Origin of the sequence: Serratia bockelmannii, assembly GCF_051803255.1 — a bacterium.
In the GTDB taxonomy this organism is placed as follows: Bacteria; Pseudomonadota; Gammaproteobacteria; order Enterobacterales; family Enterobacteriaceae; genus Serratia; species Serratia bockelmannii.
In genome coordinates this window covers 1,065,500-1,086,596 of record NZ_CP196512.1, presented here as the reverse complement: position 1 = coordinate 1,086,596, position 21,097 = coordinate 1,065,500, and the positions used below count along the sequence as shown (strand labels likewise).

18 protein-coding genes are annotated in these 21,097 nt (G+C 57.4%); 9 read left to right on the top strand and 9 right to left on the bottom strand.

The features are described from left to right. Window positions 1–24 precede the first annotated feature (24 nt). Entirely contained in the window at window positions 25–1,740 is a 1,716-nt protein-coding gene (locus ACSJLU_RS05125; RefSeq protein WP_380826747.1) for an SgrR family transcriptional regulator, read from the top strand. 115 nt (window positions 1,741–1,855) lie between these two features. Then, the gene (queC, locus tag ACSJLU_RS05120; protein WP_049206257.1) at window positions 1,856–2,554 is read left to right on the top strand and encodes a 7-cyano-7-deazaguanine synthase QueC; all 699 of its coding nucleotides are present in this window, start codon (window positions 1,856–1,858) and stop codon (window positions 2,552–2,554) included. Between the two features lie 35 nt (window positions 2,555–2,589). On the opposite strand, the gene ACSJLU_RS05115 is transcribed toward queC, so the two are convergent. From ACSJLU_RS05115 to bolA, 9 genes are all read right to left on the bottom strand, one after another. After that, a complete protein-coding gene (locus ACSJLU_RS05115; protein WP_049206198.1) occupies window positions 2,590–3,003 on the bottom strand; it encodes an acyl-CoA thioesterase in 414 nt (137 codons plus the stop codon). 154 nt (window positions 3,004–3,157) lie between these two features. After that, on the bottom strand, window positions 3,158–3,538 hold the full coding sequence (locus tag ACSJLU_RS05110) for a ComEA family DNA-binding protein (RefSeq protein WP_025301768.1): 381 nt from the start codon (window positions 3,536–3,538) through the stop codon (window positions 3,158–3,160). Between the two features lie 138 nt (window positions 3,539–3,676). Next, on the bottom strand, window positions 3,677–5,560 hold the full coding sequence (gene ppiD, locus ACSJLU_RS05105) for a peptidylprolyl isomerase (protein ID WP_025301767.1): 1,884 nt from the start codon (window positions 5,558–5,560) through the stop codon (window positions 3,677–3,679). Between the two features lie 178 nt (window positions 5,561–5,738). Next, window positions 5,739–6,011, bottom strand: a complete 273-nt coding sequence (hupB, locus tag ACSJLU_RS05100) for a nucleoid-associated protein HU-beta (RefSeq protein WP_004940351.1) — start codon at window positions 6,009–6,011, stop codon at window positions 5,739–5,741. Between the two features lie 216 nt (window positions 6,012–6,227). Further along, the gene (gene lon / locus ACSJLU_RS05095) at window positions 6,228–8,582 is read right to left on the bottom strand and encodes an endopeptidase La (protein WP_025301766.1); all 2,355 of its coding nucleotides are present in this window, start codon (window positions 8,580–8,582) and stop codon (window positions 6,228–6,230) included. A 194-nt stretch (window positions 8,583–8,776) separates the two neighbouring features. Continuing rightward, window positions 8,777–10,048, bottom strand: a complete 1,272-nt coding sequence (clpX, locus tag ACSJLU_RS05090) for an ATP-dependent protease ATP-binding subunit ClpX (RefSeq protein WP_004940354.1) — start codon at window positions 10,046–10,048, stop codon at window positions 8,777–8,779. A gap of 143 nt (window positions 10,049–10,191) precedes the next feature. Beyond that, the gene (gene clpP / locus ACSJLU_RS05085) at window positions 10,192–10,815 is read right to left on the bottom strand and encodes an ATP-dependent Clp endopeptidase proteolytic subunit ClpP (RefSeq protein WP_004940356.1); all 624 of its coding nucleotides are present in this window, start codon (window positions 10,813–10,815) and stop codon (window positions 10,192–10,194) included. A 438-nt stretch (window positions 10,816–11,253) separates the two neighbouring features. Next, window positions 11,254–12,558 carry a trigger factor gene (gene tig, locus ACSJLU_RS05080; protein ID WP_004940358.1) on the bottom strand — a complete coding sequence of 435 codons (1,305 nt, stop codon included), beginning with the start codon at window positions 12,556–12,558 and terminating at the stop codon, window positions 11,254–11,256. A gap of 367 nt (window positions 12,559–12,925) precedes the next feature. Further along, the gene (gene bolA / locus ACSJLU_RS05075) at window positions 12,926–13,240 is read right to left on the bottom strand and encodes a transcriptional regulator BolA (RefSeq protein WP_004940361.1); all 315 of its coding nucleotides are present in this window, start codon (window positions 13,238–13,240) and stop codon (window positions 12,926–12,928) included. A 314-nt stretch (window positions 13,241–13,554) separates the two neighbouring features. On the opposite strand from bolA, the gene ACSJLU_RS05070 reads away from it, so the two are divergent. The 7 genes from ACSJLU_RS05070 (at window position 13,555) to cyoE (ending at window position 20,899) form a co-directional block, all read left to right on the top strand. Further along, the gene (locus ACSJLU_RS05070) at window positions 13,555–14,133 is read left to right on the top strand and encodes a lipoprotein (protein WP_033634001.1); all 579 of its coding nucleotides are present in this window, start codon (window positions 13,555–13,557) and stop codon (window positions 14,131–14,133) included. 51 nt (window positions 14,134–14,184) lie between these two features. Then, window positions 14,185–15,663, top strand: coding sequence for a muropeptide MFS transporter AmpG (gene ampG / locus ACSJLU_RS05065; protein WP_025301764.1), 1,479 nt, complete (start codon window positions 14,185–14,187; stop codon window positions 15,661–15,663). Between the two features lie 440 nt (window positions 15,664–16,103). After that, entirely contained in the window at window positions 16,104–17,054 is a 951-nt protein-coding gene (gene cyoA / locus ACSJLU_RS05060) for a cytochrome o ubiquinol oxidase subunit II (protein WP_025301763.1), read from the top strand. 3 nt (window positions 17,055–17,057) lie between these two features. After that, window positions 17,058–19,049: a cytochrome o ubiquinol oxidase subunit I gene (gene cyoB, locus ACSJLU_RS05055; protein WP_025301762.1), complete on the top strand. Its 1,992-nt coding sequence runs from the start codon at window positions 17,058–17,060 to the stop codon at window positions 19,047–19,049. Then, entirely contained in the window at window positions 19,039–19,653 is a 615-nt protein-coding gene (locus tag ACSJLU_RS05050) for a cytochrome o ubiquinol oxidase subunit III (RefSeq protein WP_004940367.1), read from the top strand. Before cyoB ends, ACSJLU_RS05050 begins: the two co-directional genes overlap by 11 nt. Continuing rightward, a complete protein-coding gene (locus tag ACSJLU_RS05045) occupies window positions 19,653–19,991 on the top strand; it encodes a cytochrome o ubiquinol oxidase subunit IV (protein ID WP_016928864.1) in 339 nt (112 codons plus the stop codon). The genes ACSJLU_RS05050 and ACSJLU_RS05045 overlap by 1 nt, the downstream gene beginning before the upstream one ends. 17 nt (window positions 19,992–20,008) lie before the next feature. Next, the gene (gene cyoE / locus ACSJLU_RS05040) at window positions 20,009–20,899 is read left to right on the top strand and encodes a heme o synthase (RefSeq protein WP_025301761.1); all 891 of its coding nucleotides are present in this window, start codon (window positions 20,009–20,011) and stop codon (window positions 20,897–20,899) included. The last annotated feature ends 198 nt before the right edge of the window (window positions 20,900–21,097 follow it).

Here is a 21,097-nt window from a genome sequence, read left to right as displayed (position 1 = left end):
GAAAACTGTTCCGGATTTCTACTCATGCGCCTGGTTCACCGTCTCAGCCAATATCAACGCCTGTACCATCAGCTCGGCAGCGCGCCGGTCGCCGTGACCATCGGCGAACTGGCGGCGATGTTCTACTGCAGCGAGCGGCACGCCCGCACGCTGGTGCAACAGCTGCAGGATCAAGGCTGGTTGAGCTGGCATTCGCAGCCCGGCCGTGGCAAACGCGCTCGCCTGCACTGCCTGAAAACCCCGGATGAACTGCGCGCGCAGCTACTGCAACAGCTACTGCAACAGGGCAACCATCAGGGGGCGCTGGAGATGGCGCAACTCGATCCGCAGCACCTGCAGGATCTGCTCAGCCCGCACCTCGGCGGGCAATGGCAGGCCGGCAGCCCGACGCTGCGCATTCCCTATTACCGCACGCTGGAAGCGCTCGACCCGCTCACGCTGACCGGCCGCGCCGAACAACATCTGGTGTCGACCCTGCACGCCGGGCTGACGCGCCTGGTGACCGGTAACCCGGAACCGCAGCCCGATCTGGCGCACCACTGGCAGATTGACGATCGCGGCCTGCGCTGGCGCTTCTTTCTGCGCAGCCAGCTGCGCTGGCACAACGGTGAACCGCTGACCGGCCACCAGCTGCTGCAAACGCTGGAAAAACTGCAGCTCCACCCGCGTAGCCAACCCAGCTTGGCCAACGTCGCGAACATCAGCCTGCCGCATCCGCTGTGCATTCAGTTTGATCTGCAGTTGCCGGACTATTGGCTGGCCCACCGGCTGGCGGAGCTGCCTTGTCTGATGACCCATCCGGAGCTGCCGGCCATCGGCGCCGGCCCGTTCAAACTGACGTTGAATGAACCGCAGCTGGTGCGGCTAGAACAGCACGCCGGTTACCATCTGCAGCATCCGTATCTGGACACCATCGAATACTGGATCACCCCCGATCTGCCCACCGCCGGCGCCGACGCCAGCTGCCAGCATCCGGTGCGCATCACCATCGGTCAGCAAGACGATTTGGCGCAGGCCCGGCCGGTACAGCGCAGCATGAGCCTGGGCTGGTGTTATTTGGCGCTGAACCTGCGCCACGGCGTGCTGAGCGAAGCCCAGGGGCAAAAGCTGCTGATGCTGATCCAGCAGTCAGGCCTGCTGAACCATCTGCCGATCCCCAACAGCGTGATCACCCCCAGCCATGAAATGCTGCCCGGCTGGCGCATTCCCAGCCAACAGATTGAAGAAGATGTCCCCCTGCCTGCCCGGCTGACGCTGCTGTATCGGCCACCGGTCGAGCTGGAAACGGTGACGGTCGCGCTGCAACAGCTGTTGGCGCAGCACGGCTGCGAGCTGGAGGTGCGCTACTACGCCGGCAAGCGCTGGCAAAGCGAGGAACAGATCGCCCAGGCAGACCTGCTGTTGGCGGACAACCTGATCGGCGAAGCGCCTGAGGCGACGCTGGAGAGCTGGCTGCGGCAGGATACGCTGTGGCGCGGCATCCTGACGGAAAGCCGCTGGCAGCAGCAACAGGAGACGCTGCAGCAGATCCAGCAGCTGCAGGCGCAGCAACCGCGCTTCGAGCGGCTGCAGGCCTATTACCAACGGCTGATGGCCGCCGCCATCATCACGCCGCTGTTCCACTACCAGTATCAGATCAGCGCGCCGCCGCGCATGCATGGCGTGACGCTGACCGCGCACGGCTGGTTCGATTTTTGCCAGGCGTGGCTGCCGCCGCCGGTGGACGACGCACCGACCTGAGCCGAACCGCCCTGCGCCTGGCGGCCCTTTCTGCTACTATTGTCGCCGCAACGCAATTTTTATCCTGCCGCCCGAATGTGTATCGGGAATGGCCAAAGTCCAAAAAGGTGATTTTATGAAGCGCGCGGTTGTCGTTTTCAGCGGTGGACAAGACTCCACGACCTGCTTGATCCAGGCATTGCAACAGTATGACGAAGTTCACTGCGTCACGTTCGATTATGGCCAGCGCCATCGCGCCGAGATTGAAGTGGCTCAAGAGCTGTCGGTGGCCCTCGGCGCCAAAGCGCACAAGGTGCTGGACGTAACGCTGCTCAATGAGCTGGCCGTCAGCAGCCTGACGCGCGACAATATTCCGGTTCCCGCCTACGATCCCAACCAGAAAAACGCGCTGCCGAGCACCTTCGTGCCGGGCCGCAATATCCTGTTCCTGACGCTGGCGGCGATCTACGCCTACCAGGTGGAAGCGGAAGCGGTGATCACCGGCGTATGTGAAACCGATTTCTCCGGCTACCCGGATTGCCGCGACGAGTTCGTTAAAGCGCTGAACAAAGCGGTGGTGCTGGGCATCGCCCGCGATATCCGCTTCGAAACGCCGCTGATGTGGCTGAACAAGGCCGAGACCTGGGCGCTGGCGGATTATTACCACCAGTTGGATCGCGTGCGGCAGGATACGCTGACCTGTTACAACGGCATCAAGGGTGACGGCTGTGGTGAATGCGCTGCCTGCAACCTGCGCGCCAATGGCCTGATGCAGTACCAGGCCAACCAGGCGGAAGTGATGGCGGCGTTGAAACAGAAGGCCGCTCTGGCCTGAGGCAGTGACGGCGGCAACCTCTGCCGCCCGTGAGTTTACTGCGGGTTTTCCTTCAGCGTGAGCGCCTCCAGGTGCTCGCGCAATTCGCCTTCAATAGGCAGCGCCCGCTGCGTTTTCAGATCGACGCACACGAAAGTCAGCAGCGCGTCGGCCACCGACGTCCCCGCCGGATCCTGCGTCACCTTTTGGCTCAGCACCCCGCTCTTGCCGTTGAGCTGCACCATCTGGCTGTCGATACGCAGCTTATCCCCCAATACTGCCGGGCTGCGGTAATTGATATTGATGTTCACCACGATGAAAGCGATGTTGTTTTCCGTCATCCAGCGGAACCCGGCCTCGTTTTCCAGCCACTCCCAGCGCGCCTCTTCCAGAAACTCCAGATAGCGGGCGTTGTTAACGTGCTGGTAAACATCAAGGTGATAACCGCGAACTTTGATAAAGGTTTGCATAGGGAACGATCGCTCCTGCCTGGTGATTACAGAAAGAGGGAGCCGCAGAGGCTCCCTCGCCCGTTTGGTCAACGCGCCAAACTGGTAAGACCTGTAAAATGTAGCAGAGGAGTCACGGCCTCAGCGGCATTTTGCCACGCAGCCGCGACCGGGATCACATTTTCAGTCGGGTGCGATTCTTCTCAAACAGCGCCGGCCCGATGCCCGGCACCTCCTGCAGTTGCTCAACCTGGGTGAACGGCCCGTTCTGTTCGCGGTAGCGCACGATGCCTTCCGCCTTCTTCAGACCGACGCCGCTCAGGGCGGCAGCCAGCTGTTCGGCGGTGGCCTGATTGATGCTGACCGCCGCCTCTTCGGTTGCCTTGGTCATCACCGATTGCCCGCCATTGCCCGCCGGTGTTGAGAGCATCGGCGCCGGCGCATCGGCTTTATCTACCGCGGCGGCTGGCCCCGCGAGGCATAACAACAGCGCGGTCAGCACCGCTTTGACGTGATGACGGTAACCTGATAACGCTTTTTTCTCTGTATGTTGCATGCTGTATCCTCCTTGTGTGTGACAGCACGGCTACCTTGCCGCGGCGGCGGATATTCAGCAATCGGCGGATATCAGATGTGGAAAAGGCCGCGAAAGCGGCCTTTGTTTGTTGCACTGCGTTGCAGAAAAATGCGGCGATTACTGCGGCTGTTGCTCAGCGGCGCCCATTTTGATTTTGGCTTCTTTACGCAGGCTCGCCAGCAGCGAATCGAAGGAAACGCCGGTCGCGCCCTCTTCCATCTTGCCGACGAAGGTTTTCATTTCGTCTTCCGGCAGCGTGCCTGGCTTCACCGCATCGAGTGCGATCAGCACCACGTTGTCCTGGCGATCCTGCGACATGCCGTACACCGGTTTGCCATCCTGCGGGTGCGGCAGCGCGAACACGCTCTCCACCAGCTGGCTGTCTTCCGGCGCGCGCGCCATCTTCTGCACGGCGCCAAAGCTCAGGCCGGCGGCTTTCATCGCCTCGTCGCCCTTGCCCTGCTTCAGCTCAACCAGCAGCTTCTCGCCCTGCAGCTTCGCTGCCTGCAGCGCCTTGTTGCGCTTCACCAGATCTGCCACGCGGTCTTTGACCTGGTCGAACGGCTCGATGCCTTCCGGCTTGTGGCCACTCACGCGCACCACGAAGGCGCGGTCGCCGTCTACGGTGATAACGTCAGAGTTGCTGCCCGGCGCGCCGTTCTCGCCGATCAGCGAGCCGTCGAAGATCGCCTGCACGACCGGCTTGAAGTTCAGCGCGGCGGGAATGTTGTCGCGGGTGAACCAGTCGCTTTGCGCCGCTTTCACGCCGGCCGCTTCTTCAGCCGAGGCCAGTGATTCGTTGTCGCTGGTCGCCGCTTCGCTCACCTTCTGCTGCAGCGCGTAATACGCGTCTACCGCTTTCTCCTGCTGCACCTGCTTGGCGATAGCATCATGCACTTCGCTCAGCGGTTTCAGTTTCTCAGGTTCGATGTCGTTCAAACGCACGATCAGGAAGCCGACAGAGGATTTCACCACGCCGGACAGCTGCCCTTTCTCGGTCAGGTTAGCCTGTTTCAGCTCGTCGGCGGTGGTTTCCGGCTCCAGCCAACCCAGCTCACCGCCGGTACGGCGTGAGATGATGTCGGTGGATTTCTCTTTCGCCAGGGTGGCGAAATCGGCACCCTTCTTCAGCTCGTCCAGCGCCGCGTTGGCTTCCGCCTCGGATTTCAGCTGGATCACGCTGTAGTTTTTACGCTCCGGCTGGCCATAGCTGCTCTTGTGCTGGTCATAGTAAGCGCTGATGTCCTCTTCGCTCACTTTCACCTTGTCCTGCATGGACGCGGCGTCCAGCGGGATATAGCTCACCTTCACCTGCTCCGGAGCGATGAAGCTGTTTTTATTCTGATCGTAATACGCCTTCAGTTCGTCGTCGCCGGCGCTCTGTTTCGCCTGCAGCGCTTTCAAATCGATGGTCGCCAGGCGCACGTCGCGCTCCTGCAGCACCAACGCCGCCATCGCTTGCGATTCGGACGGCAGCACAAAGCCGGAATCGCCGAAGGCCTGGATCACCTGCTGATTGACCAATTGCTGACGCATCGACTGCGCGAAATTGTCGGCGGTGTAGCCCATGCGGCCGATCAGGTCGAGGTATTTGGCGTTATCAAACTGGCCGTTGGTCTGGAAGTAAGGCGCCTTGCGGATGGCGTCCTTGATCTGATCGTCGCTGACCGTCAGGCCCAGTTTCTTGGCGTACTGGTCGAGCAGCATGTTGTCGATCAACTGGGACAACACCTGACGGCGCATCTGCTGCATGTAGCCTTCGTTGCCGGCCAGCGCGGAGAACTGGTCACCCAGTTGCTGCTGCATGCGGCTACGCTCGCTTTGGAAAGCCTGTTCCAGCTGAGCGCGTTCGATCGTCTGACCATTTACTTTCGCAGCATAATCGCCGGAGCCGCCGATCAGGTAGTTACCCACCCCGGTCAGAACGAATGACAGGATGATCAGGGCCAGGATGATTTTGAGCACGACGTGATTGGCAGCCGCGCGTAAATTGTCCATCATAGTGTGACAACACTCCGCTGTGATGTGGATTAACAACCCTTGTGCAGGCGCGTTCCCTGCGACAAAAATAAAAAAAGCGCATCAGTCCGATGCGCCTTGTATCTTACCTTACCAGCACCGCTGCGTCAGGTGATTGTTTATTACAAAACCCTGTTACGCTAAACGGTTAGACGCTAAATCAGTTTACAGCGTCTTTCAGCGCTTTCCCTGCACGGAAGGCCGGTACTTTGGCTGCCGCGATTTTGATCTCTTTACCGGTCTGCGGGTTGCGGCCGGTACGAGCCGAACGTTCACGTACGGTGAAGGAACCGAAACCTACCAGAGCCACGTCATCCCCTGCTTTCAGAGAGTCGGTAACGGAAGCGATTACTGCGTCTAAAGCACGTCCCGCTGCCGCTTTGGAAATATCAGCACCTGCGGCAATCTTGTCGATCAGTTGTGACTTATTCACTCTATCATCCCCTCTAGAATTCTATCGTCGCACCGAAAAATCCCTACGGTTGCGACAGCGCAGCTGTTATATCAATCCCATCGAACCTTGGCAAGCCACCGACTGGGTGGCAAAACGCGGGCCGACAGAGATCTAACTTAGCGGTACAAAAAAATACTGGCAAGTCCGAAATGGCTTGCCAGTATAAGTTTTATCAATGGTTTTTGCGATTCGTCACTATTTTGCCGCTACCGGCAGTGCGCCGAAGGCCGGGTTTTGTAACGCAATGTTCAAAACTTCATCGATTCGCTGCACCGGATGAATCTCCAGATCGGCGATAACATTGTCCGGGATCTCTTCCAAATCGCGCTTGTTCTCGTAAGGGATCAGCACGGTTTTGATGCCGCCGCGATGCGCCGCCAACAGCTTCTCTTTCAGGCCGCCGATCGGCAACACCTGGCCGCGCAGCGTGATCTCGCCGGTCATCGCCACATCGGCGCGTACCGGGTTGCCGGTCAGGCAGGAGACGAGCGCGGTGCACATCGCGATACCGGCGCTCGGGCCGTCTTTCGGCGTCGCCCCTTCAGGCACGTGCACGTGGATGTCGCGTTTCTCGTAGAAATCGGCGTTGATGCCCAATTTCTCCGCGCGCGCACGCACCACGGTCAGCGCCGCCTGAATCGATTCCTGCATCACCTCACCCAGGGAACCGGTGTAGGTCAGCTTGCCTTTGCCCGGCACGCAGGCGGTTTCGATGGTCAGCAGATCGCCGCCCACTTCCGTCCACGCCAGCCCGGTGACTTCGCCCACGCGGTTTTCGGTATCCGCACGGCCGTAATCGACGCGCTGCACGCCCAGGTAATCCTTCAGGTTGTCGCCGTTGATCTCGATATGCTTGAGCTTCTTGTCCATCAGCAACGTTTTCACCGCTTTACGGCACAGCTTGGAGATTTCACGCTCCAGGCTACGCACCCCGGCTTCGCGGGTGTAGAAGCGAATGATGCCGATGATGGCGCTGTCGTCGACCGTCAGCTCGCCTTTTTTCAGCGCGTTGCGCTCAAGCTGCTTCGGCAGCAGGTGCTGCTTGGCGATGTTGAGCTTCTCGTCCTCGGTGTAACCCGACAGGCGGATCACTTCCATACGGTCCAGCAGCGGCGCAGGAATGTTCATCGAGTTCGAGGTGGCAACGAACATCACGTCGGACAGATCGTAATCGACTTCCAGGTAGTGGTCGTTGAACGCCACGTTCTGTTCCGGATCCAGCACCTCCAGCAGAGCGGAAGCCGGATCGCCGCGCATGTCGGAAGACATCTTGTCGATCTCATCCAGCAGGAACAGCGGGTTCTTCACCCCAACCTTAGCCATCTTCTGGATCAGTTTGCCTGGCATCGAACCGATGTAGGTACGACGGTGACCGCGGATTTCCGCTTCGTCACGCACGCCGCCCAGCGCCATGCGCACGTACTGGCGACCGGTCGCTTTGGCGATCGACTGCCCCAGTGAGGTTTTACCCACGCCCGGTGGCCCCACCAGACACAGGATCGGCCCCTTGATTTTGCTGACGCGGCTCTGAACCGCGAGGTACTCGAGGATGCGATCCTTGACGCGCTCAAGGCCGTAGTGATCGGTATCGAGCACTTCCTGCGCCTTGTTCAGGTCTTTTTTCACCTTGCTGCGCGCATTCCACGGCACCTGCAGCATCCAGTCGATGTAGCCGCGCACCACGGTCGCTTCCGCCGACATCGGCGACATCATCTTCAGCTTTTGCAGTTCCGCTTCGGTTTTCTCGCGCGCCTCTTTCGGCATTTTCGCCGCATCGATCTTGCGCTTCAGCGCTTCGTGCTCGTCCGGCGCGTCGTCCATTTCGCCCAGTTCTTTCTGAATCGCCTTCATCTGCTCATTCAGATAGTACTCGCGCTGGCTCTTCTCCATCTGCTTCTTGACGCGGTTGCGGATACGTTTCTCAACCTGCAGCAGGTCGATCTCCGATTCCATCATCGCCATCAGGTATTCCAGACGCTCGGTGATGTCGGACATCTCGAGCACCGACTGCTTGTCGCTGAGTTTCAGCGGCATGTGGGCAGCGATGGTGTCCGCCAGGCGCGCGGCGTCGTCGATGCTGTTCAGTGAGGTCAGCACCTCCGGCGGGATTTTTTTGTTCAGCTTGATATAGCCTTCAAACTGATTGATCGCGGTGCGCACCAGCACTTCCTGCTCGCGCTCGTCGATCGATGGCGACTCCAGGTATTCCGCCTGCGCGGCGAAATGCTCACCGCTGTCGGACAGCGTAGTGATGCGCGCGCGCTGCAGCCCCTCGACCAGCACTTTTACCGTGCCGTCCGGCAGCTTCAGCATCTGCAGGATCGACGCTACGGTGCCAACCGAGAACAAGTCGTTAATGCCAGGTTCATCCGTTGAGGCCTCTTTCTGTGCCACCAGCATGATCTTCTTATCGTGATCCATTGCGGCTTCGAGGCACCGAATCGATTTTTCCCGGCCAACAAATAACGGGATCACCATGTGCGGATAAACCACCACGTCGCGCAATGGCAGGACGGGGATTTCAATGCGTTCGGAACGCTCAGGGTTCATAGAGCTCTCTCTTAGTTTAATTTCCGCCAGGTTGAGGGGGAATCTCATGAGACGCAAGCATCTAACGTTTCATAAAATCTGGTTAATGAGTATATGGGGATGAATCTCTTACATTCAACGGCAAGAATGCAGGAAAAAGAAATGGGGGATGAAATCCCCCATTTTGCTGATAACGCTCTGGTTTGACTGGCTAATTATTCGCCAGATGCCTGGGCTTCCGGCTTGCCGTAAATCAGCAGCGGCTTGGATTGGCCGGCGATCACCGACTCGTCGATCACCACTTTGTCTACGCTGTCCATCGACGGCAGATCGTACATGGTGTCGAGCAGCGCGCCTTCCACGATGGAACGCAGGCCGCGGGCGCCGGTTTTGCGCGCCATGGCTTTCTTGGCGATGGCGTTCAGCGCTTCGTCACGGAACTCCAGCTCCACGCCTTCCAGGTTGAACAGCGCCTGATACTGCTTGGTCAGGGCGTTCTTCGGCTCTTTCAGGATCTGAATCAGCGCGTCTTCGCTCAGTTCGCTCAGGGTCGCCACGACTGGCAAACGGCCGATGAACTCAGGGATCAGCCCGAATTTGATCAGGTCTTCCGGTTCGGCCTGCAGCAGCAGTTCGCCTTCGGTCGCCTTCTCGGACTCGCCCTTGACGGTCGCGCCGAAGCCGATGCCGGAGCCGGTGTTGACGCGCTGACCGATCACCTTATCCAGGCCGGCAAATGCGCCGCCGCAGATAAACAGGATCTTGGAGGTATCGACCTGCAGGAACTCCTGCTGCGGATGCTTGCGCCCGCCCTGCGGCGGAACCGCGGCGATGGTGCCTTCAATCAGCTTCAGCAGCGCCTGCTGCACGCCTTCACCCGAGACGTCACGCGTGATCGACGGGTTGTCGGACTTGCGGGAAATCTTATCGATTTCATCGATATAAACGATGCCGCGCTGCGCTTTTTGCACGTCATAGTCACATTTTTGCAACAGCTTCTGGATAATATTTTCCACGTCCTCGCCCACGTAACCGGCTTCGGTCAGCGTGGTGGCGTCGGCCATGGTGAACGGCACGTCCAGGAAACGCGCCAGCGTTTCCGCCAGCAGGGTTTTACCGCTGCCGGTCGGGCCGATCAGCAAGATGTTGCTCTTGCCCAACTCGATACCGTTGCTGGTATCGCCGTTGCGCAGGCGTTTGTAGTGGTTATACACCGCAACCGCCAGCACTTTCTTCGCCTGCTCCTGGCCGATGACGTAGTCATCCAGGTGGTGGCGAATTTCGTGCGGCGTCGGCAGCGCACTGCGCTCACGATGCGGGGCAACTTCTTTAATCTCTTCGCGAATAATGTCGTTACACAGATCGACACATTCATCGCAGATATACACTGACGGCCCGGCAATCAGCTTACGCACTTCATGCTGGCTTTTGCCGCAAAAAGAGCAGTACAGCAGCTTTCCTGAACCGTCTTTGCGCTTATCTGTCATCAGTCAAACCTCTTCTTTAGTCTTGTCCCGCAGGAAAATCACGGCGGCAGTGCGCCCAAACTCATATCGGGAACGCCGAGGGGCTACAACAGAGCGAGCCCCTGCCCACTCTGATTACTATAGTCCATCGGCGCCGCGTGGTTCTAGCTGCGGTGTGTCAGAATGCCGTCAACCAGGCCGTATTCCACGGCTTCTTCCGCGGTCATAAAGCGATCGCGCTCGGTGTCGCGTTCGATCTGCTCCAGCGGCTGGCCAGTATGCTCGGCCATCAGTTCGTTCATGCGCGCTTTCACCTTGAGGATTTCACGCGCGTGGATTTCGATGTCCGTCGCCTGGCCCTGGTAGCCGCCCAGCGGCTGGTGAATCATCACGCGCGAGTTCGGCAGGCAGAAACGCTTGCCTTTGGCGCCGGCGGTCAGCAGGAAGGAGCCCATCGAGCACGCCTGGCCCATACAGATGGTGCTGACGTCCGGCTTGATGAACTTCATGGTGTCGTAAATCGACATGCCCGCGGTAATTACCCCACCCGGCGAGTTGATGTAGAGGTAAATGTCTTTTTCCGGGCTTTCCGCTTCGAGGAACAGCATTTGCGCCACGATCAGGTTGGCCATGTGATCTTCCACCTGGCCGGTCAGGAAAATGATGCGCTCTTTCAGCAGGCGGGAATAGATGTCGTAAGAACGCTCCCCGCGTGAAGTCTGCTCTACCACCATCGGCACCAGCGCCATGTTCGGTGCAAATTGATCTCGTTCGCCACTGTATGACATTACCGTCTCCTAATAGAAATTGCCTTGGCGGCCAGGGTGTCACCCTAATACGCCGATTCTACTTGAGAACGGCCATGATGACTATGCTCAAGCATTCGACCCGCGCCACACGTACCCGACGGTTATTTCATCCCGCGCACTTTGGCAAACAGCCCCAGAATTATTCTTTACAGATTGGGGGAGCCCGGCGCGATTTCAAGCCCAGAGGCCGATTTTCTCCGCGCGCCGAAAACGATGCCGTTAATCTGACCGTTATCATGCCAGCCAGTTCCCCAGGCAACAGGGTAAATATAGTGCATATTGCCCCGTTTAACCTGAGATTAATCAGCAACGTGGCAAAAAGAAAAGCCCGCAACCTGAGGTTGCGGGCTTTTTCATCGTGCGCCGGTTCGCCAGGCGAAACCGGGGGCGCCGTTCATTGCGCCCGGCACGCCGGCATTACGCCTGTTGAGTCTGGTTCATCAGCTCGCTGAAGGTAGTGGCTTTTTCTGTCACTTTCGCTTTTGCCAGCAGGGCTTCAACCGCTTGCTCTTCCAGAGCCACGTTGCGCATGTTGTTCATCAGCTCTTTGTTTTTGCTGTAGAACTCGATGACTTCGCTTGGATCTTCGTAGGCAGAAGCCATTTCTTCGATCAGCGTCTTCACGCGGTCTTCGTCAGCTTTCAGATCGTTGGTGCTGATCACTTCGCCCAGCAGCAGGCCAACCACTACGCGGCGTTTCGCTTGCTCTTCGAACAGCTCGCGTGGCAGTTCCAGCGCTTGCTTCTCGTTGCCGCCGAAACGCTGTGCAGCCTGACGACGCAGTACGTCGATTTCGCCGTCGATCAGGGCAGCTGGTACGTCGATTTCGTTCGCGCTCACCAGGCCATCGATCGCCTGAGACTTGATGCGGTTACGCACGGCGCCTTTCAGCTCGCGCTCCATGTTCTTGCGAACTTCGGTGCGCAGGCCGGCAACGGAACCATCCGCCACGCCGAAACGCTTGATGAACTCTTCGGTCAGTTCCGGCAGTTCGCGCTCTTCAACTTTCTTCAGCACGATAGCGAATTTGGCCGCTTTGCCCTTCAGATTTTCCGCGTGGTAATCTTCCGGGAAGTTCACGTCGATGGAGAACTCTTCGCCCGCTTTGTGACCGACCAGACCTTCTTCGAAGCCTGGGATCATGCGGCCCTGGCCCATTGCCAGCACGAAGTCGGACGCTTTGCCGCCTTCGAACTCTTCACCGTCGATAGAACCGGTGAAGTCAACGGTCACGCGATCTTCAGCTTCCGCTGCGCGATCGGTTTCTTTCCAGGTCGCCTGCTGCTTGCGCAGGGTGTCCAGCATCGCGTCGACGTCTTCGTCGTTCACTTCGACCACAGGTTTTTCAACTTCGATGTTTTCCAGGCCTTTCAGCTCAACTTCTGGATACACTTCGAATTCAACGGCGAAAGTGAAGTCTTCACCTTCTTTGTACTCGCCCGGCACGTAGTTTGGTGCGCCGGCCGGATTAATCTTTTCTTTGATGATCGCATCAACGAAGCTGCGCTGCATCGCTTCGCCCAGCACGTCCTGACGAACAGAAGCGCCGTAACGCTGTTCCACGATGTTCATCGGCACTTTGCCTTTGCGGAAGCCGTCGATACGCACGCTTTTCGCTGCGTTGATCAGCTCTTTCTTCACCGCCTGCTTGATAGTATCAGCCGGTACAGTAATAGAGAGACGGCGCCCAAGGCCTTGAGTGGTTTCTACTGAAACTTGCATCTTGTTACCTCAAAAAAATCACAGTGCTCGGTCAACTCCGTTCCAAGAACCAGGACGGCTACAGATAAGAACCGAGTTCCCTGATGACAGAAGCGTCCCGAAACCATTCCGGAAAAATAAGACGCGACATTATAGCGGCGCATGCGTGGCGAGTCGAGGAAAGCTAGGCGGCGCAGGCGCGCTAAAACTCACACTTTTGCCGATTCGATCGCCAAAAGGCCGCCAAAACAGACCGAACGTTGGCCACATTGCGCGTCGGCCGTGTCGTCGTCAAAAACAGAAACGGCCCGCAGGCCGTTTCAAAATTCGTCAGTAGTAATACCCTAATTCAAGGGCAAAGTTCCACTGATACCTGAAAATTTCCCCCTCAGGCCAGCGTCCCAGCGCCGCGGCACGGCGGCGAGGCCGGCACGGTATCCTGCAACCCTTCCCACTCCTTGAGCGTATAGGTGTGCAGCGCCAGCGCGTGTACGCCGTCCGCCAGCTCCTCCGACAGCACGCCGTAGATGGAACGGTGGCGCGTCAAAAAACGTTCGCCGACGAAGCGATCGCTGACCAATACCACTTTGAAATGGCTTTCTGAACCCGCCGGAACGTTATGACGATAGCTTTCATCAACGACTTCCAGATACGCGGGCTCAAACGCCGCCCTTAACTTTGCTTCTATTTGCTCGCGAATCATAGGATCTCCTTACAACACCGGCAGAGGACCGTGCCCATCTAGTTCAATATTAGCCGGTTTTCCCCCGTTTAGACCATCGCAGGGACAAATTTCTCTTTTCTGCGGTCAAATGATGAGCGCTATCCCCGTCGCTTGGGGGATTATCCGATTGAGCGGGACAAAAAAGCGTGTTTTTATCAACGGCAGGTAAAAATTTGTCACTCTGGCGCCTTCCGCGCTTCCACCGCACGGCGGCGATGCTATGATGTCGGCAATTTGTTGTCGGCTATCCCACTCTGATTATTGCTAAATCCATCGAGAATGAGACAGAAAACATGTTAAAGAAACTTTGTCTTCCTTTGCTGGCCGCCCTGCTGCTGGCCGGCTGCGCAACCAGCAGCAACACCCTGAACGTCACGCCGAAAATCGTTCTGCCGCAGCAGGATCCTACCCTGCAGGGCATCACCGTCAGCATCAACGGTGCGGATCAGCGTACCGACCAGGCGCTGGCCAAGGTAAACCGCGACGGCCAGCTGGTCACGCTGACGCCATCGCGCGATCTGCGTTTCCTGCTGCAGGAAGTGCTGGAGAAACAGATGGGCGCACGCGGCTACATGATCGGCGCCGACGGCCCGGTGGCGCTGCAGATCGTCGTCAATAACCTGTACGCGGACGTCTCCGAAGGCAACCTGCGCTACAACATCACCACCAAAGCCGACATCTCGATCATCGCCCAGGCGAAGAACGGCAACAAGCAGGTGAAGAATTACCGCTCGACCTATAACGTGCAGGGCGCCTTCACGGCGACCAACGAGAAGATCACCGACGCCGTCAACTCCGTGCTGGGCGACGTGATCGCCGACATGGCACAGGACACCAGCGTCAACGATTTCATCAAGCAAAACGCGCGCTAATCACCGCACCTTGCGCCGCCCGGCGGATCGGGCGGCGCAGACAGGGAACTCATGTCGAAACACTATCTGAACATCTTCACCCAGCGTAACTCCGCCATTCTGCTGCTGCTGGGCTTCGCGTCGGGTCTGCCGCTGGCATTGACCTCCGGCACGCTGCAAGCCTGGATGACCGTCGAAAATATCGATCTGAAAACCATCGGCATCTTCTCGCTGGTGGGCCAGGCCTATGTCTTCAAATTCCTCTGGTCGCCGTTCATGGACCGCTATACCCCGCCGTTCCTTGGACGGCGCCGCGGTTGGCTGCTGATCAGCCAGTTACTGCTGGTGGTCGCGATCGTGGCGATGGGCTTCATGCAACCCGCGCAGCACCTGTGGTGGCTGGCGGCGTTGGCGGTGCTGGTGGCGTTCTGCTCCGCCTCGCAAGATATCGTGTTCGACGCTTATAAAACCGACCTGCTGAAAGCCGAAGAGCGCGGCACGGGTGCGGCGATATCGGTACTGGGTTATCGGCTGGCGATGCTGGTTTCCGGCGGCCTGGCGCTGTGGCTGGCGGATCGCTATTTCGGCTGGCAAGCCACCTACTGGCTGATGGCCGGGTTGATGCTGATCGGCGTGGCCGCCACACTGCTGGCGCCGGAGCCGGACGAAAGCATCCCGGCGCCGCGCACTATGGAACAGGCGGTCGTCGCGCCGCTGCGCGATTTCTTCGGCCGCAACAACGCCTGGCTGATCCTGCTGCTGATCGTGATGTATAAAATGGGCGACGCCTTCGCCGGCAGCCTGAGCACCACGTTCCTGATCCGCGGCGTGGGGTTCGACGCTGGTGAAGTCGGGCTGGTGAACAAAACCCTCGGCCTGTTCGCTACCATCGTCGGCGCCCTGTTCGGCGGTGTGCTGATGCAGCGTCTCAGCCTGTTCCGTGCGCTGATGCTGTTCGGCGTCCTGCAGGCAGTCTCCAACCTCGGGTATTGGATCCTGGCGGTGACCGACAAGAGTCTGCTCACCATGGGCAGCGCCATCTTCCTCGAAAACCTGTGTGGCGGCATGGGCACCGCGGCCTTCGTGGCACTGCTGATGACGCTGTGCAACCGCTCGTTCTCCGCCACTCAGTTCGCGCTGCTGTCGGCGTTGTCCGCCGTAGGACGTGTCTATGTCGGCCCGATCGCCGGCTGGTTCGTCGAAGCCCATGGTTGGCCGCTGTTCTATCTGTTCTCGATCGCCGCCGCCCTGCCGGGCTTGCTGTTGCTCGGCATCTGCCGCCAGACGCTGGAACACACCCAGCAGCATGGTGACTTTATGCCGCGCACCGAGTTTTCAGAATCTTACCGTTGGGCTCTGCGCTTGCTGACGCTAGGCTGTTCGTTGCTGGGTCTGTGGTTGCTGTTGCTGATCGCCAATGCGCTGGACTGGGCACAGGCACCGCTGTTGGCCGATCGGCTGCTGCAGGTCGGCGCCGCGCTGAGCCTGCTCGGCGTCGCAATGGGCAGCACGCTGGATTACCTGGCGTTGCGCCGCACCCGTTTGGCATAACCTGACCGGCCGGCGATTTCGCCGGCCGAAAAAAAAGCGATCCGAGGGTATATTTATTTCGCTAAAAAAAGATAATCGGCGCGGAAATTATTTTTTTATCCGACTGCGGCGCTCGGAAATAAAATTAAATTCACCTTTAAGACACAATTATTTTACATTAAATAAACCTTTTCTGCGTATTTCCCCGCCGCGCATTTCTTCGCCAAATTCATCATACCTTTAGTTTTCCTTAACATACGGGCTGCTCGTCACGATTCAGCGTGCCAACGCGTTGTTGTCATTAGTAAATTGTCACGCAGGGTTACATCTGTGACCCCCTTAACAGAAAGTGTCAACAAGCCGCTGACACTCCCTTAAGCATGTTTACAGTACTGCAACCTTCCCGTAAAATGCCCGCACACATGAAACGACAATTGAGCCTTTGTTATTGAGGTCGTTAGATGAGACTTAAGAAATACAATAAAAGTATTGGGATGCTGTCATTAATCGCAGCCACTGTATTGCTCAGTGGTTGCGATATGGTTTTGATGAATCCCAAAGGAGCAATTGGTGTTGAGCAACGGACACTGATTATCACTGCAATCGCGTTGATGTTGATCGTGGTGGTGCCAGTTATCTTCATGGCGTTCGCCTTTGCCTGGAAGTATCGCGCTTCCAACAAAGACGCCAAGTACAGTCCGAACTGGGCCCACTCCAACAAGATCGAAGCGGTCGTCTGGACCATTCCTATCATTATCATCGCCATCCTTGGCACCATTACCTGGAAGACTACCCACGAACTCGACCCGTTCAAGCCGATTGTCACCGACAAGAAGCCGATGACGATCGAAGTGGTGTCGCTCGACTGGAAATGGCTGTTCATCTACCCGGAACAAGGCATTGCGACCGTTAATGAGCTGGCTTTCCCGAAAGATGTTCCAGTCGAATTCAAGATCACCTCTAACTCGGTAATGAACTCGTTCTTTATCCCGCAGTTGGGTGGACAGATTTATGCGATGGCCGGCATGCAGACCAAACTGCACCTGATCGGCAACGAAGCCGGTGCCTACAAGGGCATCTCCAGCAGCTATAGCGGCGCAGGCTTCTCCGGTATGAAATTCACCGCGATCGTTACCCCGACCGAAGGCGACTTCGATCAGTGGGTGGCCAAGGTGAAGGCATCGTCTAAAAACCTGAACACCACCGACGACTTTAACAAACTGGCAGAGCCGAGTGAAAACAACCCGGTTGAGTACTTTGCCGCTGTCAAACCGAATTTGTTCAAAGAAACAATTGCCAAATTCATGGGCGACATGGATATGCACAAGGGCGCTGGCGCGCACGAAGGCATGGACATGAGCCAAGGTATGGACATGGGTGAACATGCTGCTCACGCCGGAGCCGAGGAATAACTGATGTTGGGAAAATTAACACTTGATGCGGTTCCGTACCACGAACCGATCATCATGGTCACCGTAGCCGCAATTATTGTCGGGGGCCTGGCAGTGCTGGCGCTGCTGACCTATTTCGGCAAATGGAAGTGGCTGTGGAGCGAATGGCTGACTTCGGTCGACCATAAAAAAATTGGTATCATGTACATCGTCGTGGCGATGGTCATGCTGCTGCGCGGCTTCGCCGACGCCATCATGATGCGTAGCCAGCAGGCGTTGGCGTCCGCCGGCGAAGCCGGGTTCCTGCCGCCGCACCACTACGACCAAATCTTCACCGCGCACGGCGTTATCATGATCTTCTTCATGGCGATGCCTTTCGTGGTCGGCCTGATGAACGTCGTGGTACCGCTGCAAATCGGTGCGCGCGACGTTGCCTTCCCGTTCCTGAACTCCCTGAGCTTCTGGTTCTTCGTGGTGGGCGTTGTGCTGATCAACATCTCCCTGGGGGTCGGTGAGTTCGCTCAGACCGGTTGGCTGGCGTATCCGCCGCTGTCGGGTAAAGAGTACAGTCCTGGCGTCGGGGTCGATTACTGGATCTGGAGTCTGCAGATTTCCGGTCTGGGTACCCTGCTGACCGGCGTGAACTTCTTCGCCACCATCCTGAAGATGCGCGCCCCTGGCATGCCTCTGATGAAGATGCCGGTGTTCACCTGGGCGGCACTGTGTACTAACGTCCTGATCATCGTTTCTTTCCCAATTCTGACCGTCACCATCGCGCTGCTGACCCTGGATCGCTATCTGGGCACCCATTTCTTCACCAATGATATGGGCGGCAACATGATGATGTACATCAACCTGATTTGGGCCTGGGGTCACCCAGAGGTGTATATCCTGGTTCTGCCGGTGTTCGGCGTGTTCTCCGAAGTCACCGCAACCTTCTCCAGAAAACGCCTGTTCGGCTATACCTCACTGGTATGGGCAACCATCGCGATTACCGTTCTGTCGTTCATCGTCTGGCTGCACCACTTCTTCACCATGGGGTCCGGCGCGAACGTTAACGCCTTCTTCGGTATCGCCACCATGATCATTTCCATCCCGACCGGGGTGAAAATCTTCAACTGGCTGTTCACCATGTATCAGGGCCGTATCAAGCTCAACTCCGCGATGCTGTGGACCGTTGGCTTCATCATCACCTTCTCCGTGGGTGGTATGACCGGCGTTCTGCTGGCGGTACCGGGCGCGAACTTCGTGCTGCACAACAGCCTGTTCCTGATCGCTCACTTCCACAACGTCATCATCGGCGGCGTGGTGTTCGGTTGCTTCGCGGGCCTGACCTACTGGTTCCCGAAATCCTTCGGCTTCACGCTGAACGAAAAATGGGGCATCCGCGCGTTCTGGTTCTGGATCATCGGCTTCTTCACCGCCTTCATGCCGCTGTACGCATTGGGCTTTATGGGCATGACCCGTCGTATCAGCCAGAACATCAACCCTGAGTTCCACCCTCTGCTGCTGGTTGCAGCCGGCGGTGCGGCGCTGATCGCCTGCGGCATCCTGTGCCAGCTGACCCAGATCTTCGTCAGTATCCGTGACCGCGAACAGAACCGCGATCTGACCGGTGACCCATGGGGTGCTCGTACTCTGGAGTGGTCAACCTCGTCTCCACCGCCGTTCTATAACTTTGCCGTAGTGCCACAGATCCATGACCGTGATGAGTTCTGGGACATGAAAGAAAAAGGCGAAGCGTATAAGAAACCGGCTAAATACGAACCGATTCATATGCCTAAGAACACCGGCGCCGGCGTTATCATCGCCTTCTTCAGCCTGGTATTCGGTTTCGCAATGATTTGGGAAATCTGGTGGATGGCTCTGGCCGGCTTCATCGGTATGATCGTTGTCTGGATCGGCAAGAGCTTCGATCACGATGTTGACTACTATGTGCAGGTTGATGAAATCGAGCGCATTGAGAACCAACACTACGAACAAATCCGTAAAGCAGGCGTGAACCATGTCAACTGAAACTCTGACCAATCATAACGCAGCCCATGCAGAGCATGGGCACCACGACGCAGGAGAGACCAAAGTCTTCGGATTCTGGATCTACCTGATGAGCGACTGTATTTTGTTTGCGAGCTTGTTCGCGACTTATGCAGTCCTGGTGAACGGGACCGCTGGCGGTCCCTCAGGCAAAGACATCTTCGACCTGAAGTTTGTCCTGGTCGAAACTTTCCTGCTGTTGTTCAGCTCCATCACCTACGGCATGGCGATGATCGCCATGAACAAAGGTAAAGTTGGCGGTGTAAACACCTGGTTGTTCCTGACCTTCCTGTTTGGTCTGGGCTTCGTGGCGATGGAAATCTATGAATTCCATCACCTGATCGCCGAAGGCTTCGGTCCGGATCGCAGCGCGTTCCTGTCCAGCTTCTTCGCGCTGGTCGGCACCCACGGTCTGCACGTGACTTCTGGCCTGATTTGGATCATCGTGCTGATGATTCAGGTGAGCAAGTTCGGCCTGACCGCGACCAACAAAACCCGCCTGATGTGCCTGAGCCTGTTCTGGCACTTCCTGGACGTGGTCTGGATCTGCGTATTTACCGTTGTCTACCTGCTGGGGGTTATGTAATGAGCCATTCATCCCATGAAACCTCTCACGGCGGCGCAAGCCACGGCAGCGTGAAGTCATACCTGATCGGCTTTATCCTGTCGATCATCCTGACGGTAATTCCATTTGCGATGGTAATGAACGGCTCCGCCTCTCATTCCACCATCCTGGCGGTTGTTGTCGGTATGGCGGTTATCCAGGTGATTGTTCACCTGGTTTACTTCCTGCACATGAACACCTCATCGGAAGAGCGCTGGAACCTGGTGGCATTGCTGTTCACCGCTATGATCATCGGTATCGTTGTTGTAGGTTCACTCTGGATTATGTACAACCTCAACATCAATATGATGGTCGATTAAGAGCTGAGCTGCACGTGATGATTAAGCAATACCTGCAAGTCACTAAACCAGGAATTATTTTCGGCAATTTAATTTCTGTCGTCGGGGGATTCCTGCTCGCTTCCAAAGGGAGCATCGACTATCCCCTGTTTCTCGCCACCCTGGTGGGTGTCTCGTTGGTGGTCGCGTCGGGCTGTGTGTTTAACAACTACATCGACCGCGACATCGACAAGAAAATGGAGAGAACGAAGAATCGGGTGCTGGTAAAAGGCCTGATCGCGCCGAGTGTCACCCTGGTTTATGCGACCGCTTTGGGTATTGTGGGCTTTGCGTTGCTGTATATCGCAGCCAACCCGCTGGCCATGTGGCTGGCGGTGATGGGCTTCGTGGTTTATGTCGGCGTTTACAGCCTGTACATGAAACGCCACTCGGTCTACGGCACGCTGATCGGCAGCCTGTCGGGCGCCGCGCCGCCGGTTATCGGCTACTGCGCGGTGACCAACGAGTTCGACGCCGGCGCGTTGATCCTGCTGGCTATCTTTAGCCTGTGGCAGATGCCGCATTCTTATGCGATCGCTATCTTCCGCTTTAAAGATTACCAGGCGGCCAACATTCCGGTGCTGCCGGTGGTGAAAGGCATTTCCGTCGCCAAGAACCACATCACGGTCTACATCCTGGCATTTATGATCGCCACGCTGATGCTGACCCTGGTTGGTTATGCCGGCTACAAGTACCTGATCGTCGCTGCGGCGGTGAGCGTATGGTGGCTGGGCATGGCGCTGCGCGGTTACAAGACCGAAAACGACAGCGTCTGGGCGCGTAAACTGTTCGTGTTCTCCATCGTCGCCATCACCTCGCTGAGCGTGATGATGTCGATCGACTTCAGCGCCACGGCGGCGCCTGAAGCGCTGGTGACCTACGTTTGGTAAGCCAAATCATCTGTGAATGGGCCGCTTTTGCGGCCCATTTTATTTGTCACGCCAAAAAGCGGCCAAACTGTAATATCTGTTAAACAACATTCGATTTACCCCCCCTGCCCTGCACACTAAAATGACGCAGCTTTACAGAAATCATGCCATCAGGCGCTGTCGCAACGTCTGATGGCATGGTTTTTACCGAGGTTTGAT

Coding starts and splice junctions, on each gene's coding strand:
- ACSJLU_RS05050 (WP_004940367.1), top strand. CDS start 19,039: ATGTCAACTGAAACTCTGACCAATCATAACGCAGCCCATGCAGAGCAT.
- ACSJLU_RS05070 (WP_033634001.1), top strand. CDS start 13,555: ATGTTAAAGAAACTTTGTCTTCCTTTGCTGGCCGCCCTGCTGCTGGCC.
- cyoE (WP_025301761.1), top strand. CDS start 20,009: ATGATTAAGCAATACCTGCAAGTCACTAAACCAGGAATTATTTTCGGC.
- bolA (WP_004940361.1), bottom strand. CDS start 13,240: ATGATTCGCGAGCAAATAGAAGCAAAGTTAAGGGCGGCGTTTGAGCCC.
- ppiD (WP_025301767.1), bottom strand. CDS start 5,560: ATGATGGACAATTTACGCGCGGCTGCCAATCACGTCGTGCTCAAAATC.
- ACSJLU_RS05045 (WP_016928864.1), top strand. CDS start 19,653: ATGAGCCATTCATCCCATGAAACCTCTCACGGCGGCGCAAGCCACGGC.
- ACSJLU_RS05115 (WP_049206198.1), bottom strand. CDS start 3,003: ATGCAAACCTTTATCAAAGTTCGCGGTTATCACCTTGATGTTTACCAG.
- clpP (WP_004940356.1), bottom strand. CDS start 10,815: ATGTCATACAGTGGCGAACGAGATCAATTTGCACCGAACATGGCGCTG.
- ACSJLU_RS05110 (WP_025301768.1), bottom strand. CDS start 3,538: ATGCAACATACAGAGAAAAAAGCGTTATCAGGTTACCGTCATCACGTC.
- queC (WP_049206257.1), top strand. CDS start 1,856: ATGAAGCGCGCGGTTGTCGTTTTCAGCGGTGGACAAGACTCCACGACC.
- lon (WP_025301766.1), bottom strand. CDS start 8,582: ATGAACCCTGAGCGTTCCGAACGCATTGAAATCCCCGTCCTGCCATTG.
- ACSJLU_RS05125 (WP_380826747.1), top strand. CDS start 25: ATGCGCCTGGTTCACCGTCTCAGCCAATATCAACGCCTGTACCATCAG.
- tig (WP_004940358.1), bottom strand. CDS start 12,558: ATGCAAGTTTCAGTAGAAACCACTCAAGGCCTTGGGCGCCGTCTCTCT.
- cyoA (WP_025301763.1), top strand. CDS start 16,104: ATGAGACTTAAGAAATACAATAAAAGTATTGGGATGCTGTCATTAATC.
- ampG (WP_025301764.1), top strand. CDS start 14,185: ATGTCGAAACACTATCTGAACATCTTCACCCAGCGTAACTCCGCCATT.
- clpX (WP_004940354.1), bottom strand. CDS start 10,048: ATGACAGATAAGCGCAAAGACGGTTCAGGAAAGCTGCTGTACTGCTCT.
- cyoB (WP_025301762.1), top strand. CDS start 17,058: ATGTTGGGAAAATTAACACTTGATGCGGTTCCGTACCACGAACCGATC.